We start from the raw sequence: 11,058 nt of genomic DNA, 5'->3' as shown, positions 1-11,058 counted from the left end.
TAGGTCATCGCCAAGCGCCTAATTATCTCATTGAGATGTAACCAAGCCAGCTGAATAAGCTGGCTTTTTTGCGTCTGTAATCTGAACATTCTTTGCACTAATAGCAATGCTGCCGACTGTAAGTATTGCTATTAGCTTTGTTGGCGAGTCTTTTCTTCCCCTCAATACACAAGCTTTGCTTCCACATTTTTCACTATTAATCGATAAAAAAAGCAGCCAGAAGGCTGCTTTGAGGTGTTACTTTCGCATTAGGTTACTTAAGCTTCTTTAAGCCACTGGGCAGCACGTTTAGCAAAGTAAGTTAAAATACCGTCTGCGCCTGCGCGTTTAAAGCAAAGTAGGGATTCCATGACGATGGCCTTTTCGGCTAACCATCCATTCTGGATTGCTGCCATATGCATGGCGTATTCACCACTGACTTGATAGGCGAATGTTGGCACTGCAAGTTCAGTTTTAACGCGATGCACTATATCTAAATACGGCATACCTGGCTTAACCATCACCATATCGGCTCCTTCTTGGATATCTAGTGCGACTTCATGCAAAGCTTCGTCACTGTTCGCTGGATCCATTTGATAGCTATGCTTATTGCCACCTTTGAGGTTACCCGCTGAGCCTACGGCATCACGGAATGGACCATAGTAGTTTGAAGAGTATTTTGCCGAGTAAGCCATTATTTGAGTGTTGACGTGCCCTGCCGCTTCTAATGCTTGGCGAATAGCGCCAATACGGCCATCCATCATGTCCGATGGTGCAATGATGTCGGCTCCAGCATCGGCGTGTGACAGCGCTTGCTTCACTAAAATCTCGGTGGTGATATCGTTAAGGATATAACCCGTTTCGTCTATGATGCCGTCTTGACCGTGAGTGGTGAAAGGATCTAGTGCCACGTCAGTCATGATACCGAGCTGTGGAAAGGCTTTTTTTAGCTCGCGCACTGCACGTTGCACTAGGGCATCTGTGTTATAGGCTTCTTCTGCCATTAATGTTTTTTTCTCTGCAGGTGTCACAGGGAAAAGTGCGATCAATGGGATACCTAACTCAACCAGTTCTTCAGCTTCTTTCAGTAGCAAGTCTATCGAGTAGCGTTCAACACCGGGCATAGAGGCTATTTTTTCACTGCGATTAGTGCCTTCTAGAATAAACATTGGGTAAATCAAGTCATTGACCGTTAGATGATTTTCGGCCATGAGGCGACGGCTAAAATCATGTTTACGCATGCGGCGCATTCTACGCTGAGGGAAGGCACTGGTAATGATATTCACATTTGACTCCTAATTAGGTACTGGTCTTGCTTGATCCGACAAATACAAGCTGACTTGATTACGCCCACCGTTTTTTGCTTGGTAGAGGGCTTTATCTGCTTGTTCTAGTAATTTAGTACTGTGTTGATCGTGGGTCACTATATCGGCACTGACTCCGATACTGATAGTCAAAGGTATCGCTTCACCTTCCCATTCAAAATGAATAGAGGCAACAGCGTCTCTTATTGTTTCAGCAACTTGGAGAGCACCTTCTGCAGTTGTATTAGGAAGGATGATAGCAAATTCCTCCCCCCCAAAACGTGACACTAGATCCGTTGGCCGTTTTAAATGGTGCTGTAATGTTTGAGCTATTGTACGTAATGCTTGATCGCCTGCAAGATGACCGAATCTGTCATTGATCAGCTTGAAACGATCAATATCAAGCATTAACAGTGCTATGGGTGTTTCTTGCCTGCGACTGATCCGGCTTTCAGCGATTAAACGTTTATCAAAGGCACTGCGGTTTTTGACCCCAGTTAAACTGTCGATAGTGCTTTGTTCTGTGAGCTTTTGATTCACCTCATGCAATTCTCTGAGGGTGATTTCCAGTTCTAAAGTACGCTCTTGCACCATTTGTTCGAGTTTCTCATTGCTCTCGGCTTCCGCTTTTAGGGCTTCTTCCCGCGCACTACGAATTTTCTGTGCTTGTTTCAAGGCTTCTTGCTGGATACGCAGTTTAGCTTTACGCTCATCGTTATAACGAATGGCAAGTACCAAAGACATAAAGATGATTTCAAATGTCAGGCCGAGCATGACAGGGGTTTGCGGTTTTAAATTGAGGTCAATCACGCTGAGATATAACAAGCTACTGATGCAAGCGCCTGTCAGCATACTCACCCAGCCAATAGTGTACATACGTGCCAGTTTATGGCCATTGATAGCTTGAGTAATGGCAAAGACCATCAGGACTAGGCTGAGCACTGCAACTGAAATGATCTCAATATATAACGCTGTACCATATTGGATGAAAGGTGTGGCAAGTCCCACACAGAGAATATACACGGCACTATAGCGACAAGTGAGTAACATACGGCGGTTTAAATATTTGAGCTGTAATATTTTTTCAGTAAACATTAACGCAAATGCCATAACGATTGGCAGTAAAAACGGCACCATAACTTGCTGTAATAGCGGCCAGTCTGGCCAGAGGAATCGGAAGGCAAAACCGTTAATCGTGGCAACGAGTAAGGTCATGCTAAGTACATAGCCAGAGTAATAGCTGTAGCTGAATGAGCCCGATGCTATGGCGATAAAAAGACTAAAAATGCCAATTGCGGCAAGTACACCGAGTTGGAATCCATGCTCAACGGCGGTAGATTCGGCAATTTGAGCTAAGTCATTAGAAGACCATAGGTTTAATGGTACTGCAGCGCTACCTTCAGTTTGAATATGCAGATAGAAAGTATGGGAGTCATCTGTGTTGATCTTGAAAGGATATAGGAAAATATTGCTCAAGAATGGTCGATCCTCATAGGGGAATATATCACCCATCAGCACAGTATTCATGAGTTTATTATTGACTAAATGGTAGATAGTTACCTTGTCTAACAAAGGGTTATCTAGCGCTAAAATGCGAGAAAGTGTTTCGTCAGGGCTGGTTAAGCTGAAACTGAGCCAAAAATCATGGCCGCTGAGTTTTTGAATGTCTTTATTGGTAAAGTTATGCCAATCAGTTTTTGGCAAAGCTTGTATTTCGGCCAGTTCTTTTGCAGGTGTAGGGTGGCTGACCATTAACCAAGGCGTAAGGTTTAAAGGCGTCGTGGTTGACTCGTCAATGCTCAATAGGGTTGCCAAGGCCTGTGTGGGGCATATAAATAGCCACAGCAAGAATATGAGTGGCATGTTTTTGTTAAGCATGGACTCGATCCAAATTAAAAAACGCTAAGCTATTTTGGTAGCAACGTTTTGCAAACTCATCCGCATTTTCTCCGCGTAGGTTTGCAATATAATTTGCGATATAAGGAAGGTATTCGGGCTTGTTTTTGCTCGATTTAGGCTTGGGCCGCATACTGCGGGGGAGTAGGTAAGGGCTATCTGTCTCGATTAAAATGCGATTCTGCGGAATAAAGGGAACGAGTTGCGCTAGTTCTTGGCCGCGTCTTTCATCGCAGACCCAACCTGTTATGCCTAAGTGTAAATCTAGGTCAATATAGGCTTCCATCTGTGCGTGAGTGCCTGTGAAACAATGTAAAAGCGCACCATTAAGCTGGGGGCGATATTCACGCAGGATTGCGATAAAGTCTTCGTGGGCATCGCGTTCGTGCATCAGTACGGGCATTTGAAGTTCAATCGCCAATTCCAGTTGCGCAATAAAAGCTTGGCGCTGGATAGGTCTCGGGGAGAAATCACGATTGTAGTCTAAACCACATTCGCCAACGGCAACCACTTGCGGTGCGTGGCAGAGTTCAGCTTGTCGAGCGTTTGAGCCATCATGCCAACCACTGGCATGGTGGGGATGCACACCAGCAGTGCAGTAAAGTTGATTCGGATATTGCTCGCATACAGCAATGGCTGCCGCACTTTCAGTTAAATCGCTGCCAATAACAATTAACGGCGAAACCCCTTGGTCCGCCGCTGCTTGTATTATCGATACAGTATCTTGTTCGAGTGCGCTGCCAAGTAAATTGACAGCGATATCTATGTATGAGGGCATTATTTTAGGCGTTTTACCCGAACCTTGGCATTGCGATCATCGGTACCCATTAAAAAAGAACCTAAAGCGGCTTTTTCAATATAGACAGTTTCACCTTGCTTAACATTGTACTTACGGCCATCAGTTTGTTTCCATACCTGACCGTTAGTGAAAGTCACTTTAATGGCTCCGTAAGCATCTTCAGCTATAGATTGAATCTCTAAATAAATCTTATCGACAGTATTTTCTTGAGCACGCTTGGCTTCCATCCCAAAGTCATCGGCAATTTTTGCCGCTGGCGTTTGGGGGGCGGTTGCCACTATCGCAGCTGCAGTAGTAGGGGCTGCAACTGTTGCTACTGTAGCCGGTATCGCTTGAGTGCTAATGGTGTTAGGTGTCATGCCTTTTACGCTTTCTGCTAGCTTGTCATAGCAAATCAAGCGGTCGAGTTTATCGGCGGTTGCTGCACATTGGGTTAACTGCTGTTCAATGCTGGCATTTGCTTGGACAGATACAAGCATGATCGCTGCCGTGATAAGAGTTAAGCGCATGAGAATGTTCCTTATTATATTATTCCCCTAACGCCTTCGAGGACGTTAGTCGTTTGTTTGTTCAGTCTCTTCGTCTGACTCGTCATCTGGTTTACTGTAGAAACGAGCCGCTAATAAACCGCCTTCGAACAATAACAGCATTGGTACAGCAAGCATAGTCTGGGAAATCACATCTGGTGGGGTTAACAGCATGCCGACGACAAAGGCGCCCACTATGATGTAAGGACGTTTTTGCTTGAGATCTTCAGGTGTCGTGACACCTGACCAGCAGAGTAAAACAACGGCAATGGGGATTTCAAAGGATAGACCGAAGGCAAAGAATAGCTTCAGAATGAAGTTAAGGTAACTGGTAATATCTGTCGCAACTTGAACTCCCTCTGGTGCATTGTTAGCAAAAAAACCAAAAACAACAGGGAATACAAGATAATAAGCAAATGCAATACCGAGATAAAACAATAAGGTACTGCTGAATAGCAGTGGCATCACTAAGCGTTTTTCATGTTTATATAAACCCGGTGCCACAAAGGACCAAATTTGAAATAACACGTAGGGCACTGCCACAAAAAATGATAAAACGAGGGTTAGTTTGAAAGGTGCAAAAAATGGTGCAGCGACATCCGTCGCAATCATGCTGCCACCAAGAGGCAAAGATTGCATTAAAGGTATTGCCATGTAGTGGTAGATATCATTTGCCCAGTACACACTACAAATGAACACTAATAACACACTGGCAATGGATTTTAGCAGCTTGGACCTAAGTTCAAGCAAATGGCTGATAAGTGGCTGCTGTTGCGACATGAATTATCCGTTGGCTTTCGGGTTAGAACTGGTATCCACGCCCTGAGATGGCTCACTTGAAGTAGCGGGAGAAGCCGATGTTTGACTCGCCTCTACAGTGGCTGTTGGATTAGTTTGGCTAGCTTGAACTGGATTCACTTGAGCAGGAGTGTGAATTTGATTCTCAGGCTCAGGGGTGTCTTTTGACGGATCCTGAACTTGATAAGGGCGGTTCACTGACTGTGCCGCTTGCTTTAGTTGCTCAATAGACTCTTTGAGTTCAGGTGAGAGGTTAGATAAACCTTTGCTCTCGGCTTTTTTAAGATCGGCATGCAACTGCTCGATCTTCAGCTCCTGCTCAAGTTCTTCTTTTACCGAGTTCGCCATGCGTTTCATCGCACGGATCCAACTCGTTACCGAACGCACCGCAACCGGTAGTCGTTCGGGGCCAAGAACCACTAGCCCCAAAACACCGATCAGCAGCAGCTCCATAAAGCCGATACCGTCAAACATAAAGAGTTACGCCTGTTCTTTGTTAGACTCAGGTTTCTTTTCAGTCGCCTGTTGAGTTGTTTGCGCTGTTTTAGCCGCTTCGGTGTCTTCTAATGCCTTTTTGTCTTCTTCTGAAGACATGGCGTTTTTGAAGCCTTTCACCGCACCACCTAAATCACCACCCAAAGAGCGTAATTTCTTAGTTCCAAACAACAAGACAACGATTAACGCAACGATAAGCAGTTGCCAAATACTAATACCACCCATGAAGGTATCCTCTTAATTGATATCGGTTCTATTATGAACCTCTGATTAATTAGTGCTAGCTAAAATTTGCGATTCTTTGGCCTAGATCGCCATCCTACAAACCACAATATCATGCCTGAAATTAGACAAACATAAGGGGTCCATAGTGTAGCGTCTCTATTAATCAATAACGTGCCACAGATCAATAAAACGGCAGAAGTGATAAGCAAGTAGTTACTCTTGTGTGCCTGCTGCTGATATTTCAAATACTTATCTAGCATTTGTTGCTGAGAACTCAGCAATTTCCTGCCTAACTTAAGATTATCGTAAATTAGTTCAGGGAATTCAGGTAGTTTATCAGCCCAATATGGCAGTTTTGTGGATACCTTTTTAAACATAGCTTTAGGACCGACTTGGTCGGCCATCCACTGCTCTAAAAAGGGTTTGGCGGTTTGCCATAAATCCAACTGCGGATACAGCTGACGGCCTAAGCCTTCGATGTAGAGTAAGGTTTTTTCCAACAATACCAATTGCGGTTGCACCACGATATCGAAGTGGCGCGCAGTGCGGAATAATTCCAGTAACACATGACCAAAGGAGATCTCGTCGAGCGGCTTGTTGAACATAGGTTCACACACCACTTTGATGGCCTGTTCGAAAGCTTGTAGATCGGTTTTTTCCGATACCCAGCCAGACTCAATATAGAGCTGGGCGATTCTGTGATAATCGCGATTAAAGAAGGCGAGAAAATTTTCGGCGAGATAGCGCTTATCGACTTCGTTGAGTGTGCCCATGATGCCGCAGTCGAGCCCAATGTAGTATGGGTTCTCAGGATGATCGCGGGAAATAAAGATATTGCCCGGATGCATGTCGGCGTGGAAAAAGTTATCGCGGAATACTTGGGTAAAAAATAGTTTAACACCCCGCTCGGCCAATAACTTAAAGTTGGTACCTTGCGCTTTAAGGGCGGCAATATCCGAGACAGAAATACCGTAAATACGTTCCATCACCATCAGGCGTGGATAGCAAAACTCTTCATACACATAAGGCACATAGAGCGCATCTGAGTTGAGGAAGTTGTTGCGTAGCTTGACTGCGTTTAAGGCTTCGAGCTTAAGGTTTAACTCGCCTAAAATGGTCACGCGGTAATCTTCGATCACTTCAGCAGGGCGCAGGCGGTTACCTTCACCGAGGAGGTATTCAATCAGTTTGGCAGTTTGCGACATCAACTGCAGATCGGCTTGAATCTTGGCTTCTACATTCGGGCGTAGCACCTTAAGTACGACGTCTTTGCCGTTAGATTTTAAGGTCGCGGTATGCACCTGAGAAATAGAGGCTGAGGCCAGTGGCGTTTCATTAAAGTCATCGAATAGCGATTCAATCGGCGCTTTTAGCTCAGCTTCAATCGCTTGGCGGGCAAGTGCACCATCAAAGGGCGGCACTTTGTCCTGTAGCATGGCCAATTCACTGGCCCATTCATCGCTGAGTAAATCGCGGCGGGTTGAGAGCATTTGCCCAAGCTTAATATAAACGGGGCCGAGTTCCTGCATCGCCAATTTTAAGCGTTCGCCACCGGGCTTATTTTTATGCTTATTGCGGATCCAGAACAGACTATTACGGGCGAGTTTAAAGTACCAAGGTGTCATCTTTGGCGGCAATACGTCATCTAACCCGTACTGAAGTAAGGTCTTGATGACGTGGTAACCGCGGCGGATACTGGCAAAGGTCATGGCTTAATTTGGTCTCTTAATTGGGCAATCCGTTGTTCAATCGCGCGAGTATCGGCAACTAAATCATCCATTTGATCGCGAAAGTGCATTAACTCAATTGGGTGCGGTGCGAGGCGATACTCTTCAACTGCGAGTTGCCCTAAGTGGGAGCGGGTTTTACGCAACACTTCGAGTGCAAAGTCTTTTGCCTGATGACTAGAACAGATGAGTTTGTGAGTGGGACCATCACCTAAATAACGGGATATTGGCTCGGCAAAGTCAAATTCGATACCGCGTAGATATTGGCTAAAGCTTTGTAATAAATTGAGATCGCCCTCAAGCTTGAGTTTATCTTGCTTGATTAGTTCAGTTAGGTTGGCGCCTTCGGACACGCGGTAAAGCGTCGTCGCATCGGCATGTAGACTGACATCGACATCGCCTTCATAGCGGCTCAGTACTTGGATCTCTTTGGCAAACACTAAATAGAATGGCCAGCTGAGCTGTGATAATTGGATACGAAACACTTTGCCATGCAACTGGCGCTGGCGCGAATAATCGTCGCCCGCTTGGGCCTGAAGTTTTTTCAGACCCGTTTCAATTGCGGCGCAGGCAAGCAGCACAACTTCTTGCGGCATCATTAGAATTTATAACCACGGTGCAATGCGACAATGCCGTCGGTCATGTTGGTGTAGTCGACTTGTTCAAAGCCTGCATCAACCATCATTTGTTTTAATGTGTCTTGATCTGGGTGCATGCGGATCGATTCAGCCAGATACTCGTAGCTGTCGGCATCTTTAGTGATGAGTTCACCCATCTTAGGTAAGACTTTGAAGCTATATAAATCATACACTTTACGCATAATTTCATGCTGAGGCTTAGAGAACTCTAGCACTAATAACTTGCCACCGGGCTTAAGCACGCGATTCATTGAACGCAGCGCCGCATCTTTATCGGTCACGTTACGCAGACCAAAGGCGATGGTAATGATGTCGAAGTGGTTATCGGGAAACGGCAGTGCTTCGGCGTTGGCTTGCACATAACTGACATTGTTGACTATGCCCTTGTCGCGCAACTTAGTGCGCCCGACTTTTAACATGGAATCGTTAATGTCAGCTAAAACCACTTCACCTTTATCACCCACTAAGTGAGAGAATTTTGCGGTTAAGTCACCTGTACCGCCGGCCAAATCGAGCACTTTCATGCCAGGGCGGGCGCCAGAGACTTCAATGGTGTAACGTTTCCAAAAACGGTGAATGCCGAAGGACATCACATCGTTCATTATGTCGTACTTAGCGGCAACAGAATGAAACACGCCGGCAACGAGTTCAGCCTTTTTATCGGCCTCTACGGTTTTGTAACCAAAGTGGGTACTTTTAGATTCGCCCTCAGACATCAATGTGTTCCTATTGTTTTGCAATGTATTAGTTGCGAGTGTAAGCCATCGCCTGCATTTGCTGAATCTTTGATCTATCACTCTGTGATCGAGCTAGTAAACTAACTGCAGTGCCTTAGCTTGAGGCACTCCTGAACAGTCGTAGGATTAAGTGCTTAGCGACCACGTAAAATGGACTGGCATTAGACCACAATATCAGGATTTGGTGAATAGCTTAGCGCCCAGTTGGGTGCAACTGGTGATATTCATTGTGCCAAAAATTGCATACGAGCCTGCACATAAGCGTAGATAAGCTCGCTTAGGCTTTGGCCAACATCCCTAAATCCGGCTTCAATCCCAGCTTCGTGGCAACTTGGTGCAGCCTCGGCTAAATGCAAATATGTGCATGGGCAGTGGCGGGCGATATAGCTGACATAATGCGCCGCATCGAGCAATGGCACACCTGCAGCGGTTGAAGCGCTACTGGGCATTTTAGCGATAGCATCGACGTCAAGTTCTAATCCTACGGGTAAACCTGTGTCATTTAGTTTGGCGGCGATTTCAAGTAAAGCTTGGTTAAGGCTGATTTCACGGCGAACCCAAATTTGTTGCAAGCTATGCCAAGTTCCCCCAAATTCGCTGAGTTGGCTTAGGTTTGCTTCGCTGTTTTTTAACTCGTGTAAACCCAGTACATGGTAGCAACCTAAGGCGCCGCGATCGGCTGCATAACTAAAACCATTGCCGCTGTGACGGCCTTCAAGCAAACGAAAATCCGAGTGAGGATCGAGATTCACCGCGGCGACTTGGCGTTGGTAGTGGCCGTAGGTTGCCATCAACAAACCATAGGCATTGTTGTGGCCGCCGCCGATGAGTATGGGTTCTAAACCCGCCTTTAAAATCGCACTGACGATGCGGATCACGCGCTCATCGAGTTGCTCCACCGCATCACGTAATTCATCTAGGGTGACGTTAGTGTTATCTGTTGTATTGCTCGTAGTTTGTTGCTGCAGATCGGCGGTGTTCACTTGGCCTAACACTAGGCATTCGGCGCCAGAAAGAAAACGATTCGATTGTAAATTGAGCCATTGGCGCATACTGGTTGTGAACGCATCGGTTGCACCGCCGCGGCCTAAATTGGCACGTGGGCCTATATCTTCGCCAACGCCGATAATGGCAAAGCTTGCACCGTGGGCTTTTGCAGTGGCGAGTATGGTCTCTAACGTGTGTTCGTGATTGGCCAGATGGACGCATTGGCCTAGCTTAGTTTCGCCAGTTCTTGTGCTGACGAGTGAGGCGATATCGGTATGGGTAAAAGGAATAAATTCAGGCATAGATTGATATTCTTATTCGGCCAGAGTCGAGCTATTGTGGCCAGAGTAGGGCGAGGATTCAATGGGGAAACGCTGAAAATAGTGAATAAAAAAGCCAGCTTAGCTGGCTTTCTTGACTGAAGAGTGAGATTACTCAATGTCGAGTGGTTCAGGTGATAAAATCACACCTGTGTTATCAGCATAAATGTGATCACCGGGTAAGAAAGTCACACCGCCAAAATTGACTGGAATTTCCACTTCGCCTACTGAATTGCCATCAGCACCCACTGGAATAGAGGCAAGGGCTTGAATACCAATGTCTAATTCTTCCAATGCATCCACATCGCGTACAGAACCGTAAACGATAATGCCTTCCCAGTTGTTGCTAACCGCAAGTTCTGCGATAGCGCCATCGATCAGCGCACGGCGTAATGAGCCACCGCCATCAATGAGTAAGACTTTACCTTGGCCATCCTCTTGTAGGACTTCGGTAATTAGGCCGTTGTCTTCAAAGCACTTGATGGTGCTAATAGAACCGCCAAAAGAGCTACAACCACCGTAGTTACTGAACATGGGCTCGACTACATCTACGACATCTAAGTACATGTCACATAGTTCTGAGGTGTTGTATTCCATATTTACACTCCTATTGATCCGCGTTGCGT

The 11,058-nt window shown here is 45.9% G+C and carries 12 protein-coding genes; all 12 read right to left on the bottom strand.

The window, feature by feature from the left end; translation table 11 throughout:
* Positions 1–257: 257 nt before the first annotated feature.
* The 12 genes from hemB to rraA all read right to left on the bottom strand — a co-directional run bounded on the left by hemB (position 258) and on the right by rraA (position 11,029).
* A complete protein-coding gene (gene hemB / locus HGO26_RS13630) occupies positions 258–1,265 on the bottom strand; it encodes a porphobilinogen synthase (protein WP_168825786.1) in 1,008 nt (335 codons plus the stop codon).
* A gap of 9 nt (positions 1,266–1,274) precedes the next feature.
* Positions 1,275–3,161, bottom strand: a complete 1,887-nt coding sequence (locus tag HGO26_RS13625; RefSeq protein ID WP_168825784.1) for a sensor domain-containing diguanylate cyclase — start codon at positions 3,159–3,161, stop codon at positions 1,275–1,277.
* Complete coding sequence (locus HGO26_RS13620) at positions 3,154–3,957, bottom strand: TatD family hydrolase (RefSeq protein ID WP_168825782.1); 804 nt, start codon at positions 3,955–3,957, stop codon at positions 3,154–3,156. The genes HGO26_RS13625 and HGO26_RS13620 overlap by 8 nt, the downstream gene beginning before the upstream one ends.
* Positions 3,957–4,487 (bottom strand): hypothetical protein, encoded by a 531-nt coding sequence (locus tag HGO26_RS13615; RefSeq protein ID WP_168825780.1) that lies wholly within the window; start codon positions 4,485–4,487, stop codon positions 3,957–3,959. The genes HGO26_RS13620 and HGO26_RS13615 overlap by 1 nt, the downstream gene beginning before the upstream one ends.
* 45 nt (positions 4,488–4,532) lie before the next feature.
* Positions 4,533–5,285: a twin-arginine translocase subunit TatC gene (gene tatC, locus HGO26_RS13610; RefSeq protein WP_168825778.1), complete on the bottom strand. Its 753-nt coding sequence runs from the start codon at positions 5,283–5,285 to the stop codon at positions 4,533–4,535.
* Positions 5,286–5,288: 3 nt separating this feature from the next.
* The gene (tatB, locus tag HGO26_RS13605; protein WP_168825776.1) at positions 5,289–5,777 is read right to left on the bottom strand and encodes a Sec-independent protein translocase protein TatB; all 489 of its coding nucleotides are present in this window, start codon (positions 5,775–5,777) and stop codon (positions 5,289–5,291) included.
* A 6-nt stretch (positions 5,778–5,783) separates the two neighbouring features.
* Positions 5,784–6,023 (bottom strand): Sec-independent protein translocase subunit TatA, encoded by a 240-nt coding sequence (tatA, locus tag HGO26_RS13600; protein ID WP_006083329.1) that lies wholly within the window; start codon positions 6,021–6,023, stop codon positions 5,784–5,786.
* 59 nt (positions 6,024–6,082) lie between these two features.
* Complete coding sequence (gene ubiB, locus HGO26_RS13595) at positions 6,083–7,732, bottom strand: ubiquinone biosynthesis regulatory protein kinase UbiB (RefSeq protein WP_168825774.1); 1,650 nt, start codon at positions 7,730–7,732, stop codon at positions 6,083–6,085.
* The gene (locus tag HGO26_RS13590; protein ID WP_168825772.1) at positions 7,729–8,349 is read right to left on the bottom strand and encodes a ubiquinone biosynthesis accessory factor UbiJ; all 621 of its coding nucleotides are present in this window, start codon (positions 8,347–8,349) and stop codon (positions 7,729–7,731) included. Before HGO26_RS13590 ends, ubiB begins: the two co-directional genes overlap by 4 nt.
* On the bottom strand, positions 8,349–9,104 hold the full coding sequence (gene ubiE / locus HGO26_RS13585; protein ID WP_006083326.1) for a bifunctional demethylmenaquinone methyltransferase/2-methoxy-6-polyprenyl-1,4-benzoquinol methylase UbiE: 756 nt from the start codon (positions 9,102–9,104) through the stop codon (positions 8,349–8,351). Before ubiE ends, HGO26_RS13590 begins: the two co-directional genes overlap by 1 nt.
* A 245-nt stretch (positions 9,105–9,349) precedes the next feature.
* Positions 9,350–10,414 (bottom strand): formimidoylglutamase, encoded by a 1,065-nt coding sequence (locus tag HGO26_RS13580; protein WP_168825770.1) that lies wholly within the window; start codon positions 10,412–10,414, stop codon positions 9,350–9,352.
* A 129-nt stretch (positions 10,415–10,543) separates the two neighbouring features.
* Positions 10,544–11,029: a ribonuclease E activity regulator RraA gene (gene rraA / locus HGO26_RS13575; protein WP_105251214.1), complete on the bottom strand. Its 486-nt coding sequence runs from the start codon at positions 11,027–11,029 to the stop codon at positions 10,544–10,546.
* Positions 11,030–11,058 lie beyond the last annotated feature (29 nt).

The sequence above is a fragment of the Shewanella oncorhynchi genome (assembly GCF_012584455.1).
GTDB lineage: Bacteria > Pseudomonadota > Gammaproteobacteria > Enterobacterales > Shewanellaceae > Shewanella > Shewanella oncorhynchi.
The sequence above is the reverse complement of the archived record's forward strand: the minus strand, read 5'-3'. Positions and strand labels throughout refer to the sequence as shown.

Bases quoted from the DNA above. Each gene is read 5' to 3' on its own strand.
- tatA (WP_006083329.1), bottom strand. From the start codon at position 6,023: ATGGGTGGTATTAGTATTTGGCAACTGCTTATCGTTGCGTTAATCGTT.
- HGO26_RS13615 (WP_168825780.1), bottom strand. From the start codon at position 4,487: ATGCGCTTAACTCTTATCACGGCAGCGATCATGCTTGTATCTGTCCAA.
- rraA (WP_105251214.1), bottom strand. From the start codon at position 11,029: ATGGAATACAACACCTCAGAACTATGTGACATGTACTTAGATGTCGTA.
- ubiE (WP_006083326.1), bottom strand. From the start codon at position 9,104: ATGTCTGAGGGCGAATCTAAAAGTACCCACTTTGGTTACAAAACCGTA.
- HGO26_RS13620 (WP_168825782.1), bottom strand. From the start codon at position 3,957: ATGCCCTCATACATAGATATCGCTGTCAATTTACTTGGCAGCGCACTC.
- tatB (WP_168825776.1), bottom strand. From the start codon at position 5,777: ATGTTTGACGGTATCGGCTTTATGGAGCTGCTGCTGATCGGTGTTTTG.
- HGO26_RS13625 (WP_168825784.1), bottom strand. From the start codon at position 3,161: ATGCTTAACAAAAACATGCCACTCATATTCTTGCTGTGGCTATTTATA.
- HGO26_RS13580 (WP_168825770.1), bottom strand. From the start codon at position 10,414: ATGCCTGAATTTATTCCTTTTACCCATACCGATATCGCCTCACTCGTC.
- ubiB (WP_168825774.1), bottom strand. From the start codon at position 7,732: ATGACCTTTGCCAGTATCCGCCGCGGTTACCACGTCATCAAGACCTTA.
- HGO26_RS13590 (WP_168825772.1), bottom strand. From the start codon at position 8,349: ATGATGCCGCAAGAAGTTGTGCTGCTTGCCTGCGCCGCAATTGAAACG.
- tatC (WP_168825778.1), bottom strand. From the start codon at position 5,285: ATGTCGCAACAGCAGCCACTTATCAGCCATTTGCTTGAACTTAGGTCC.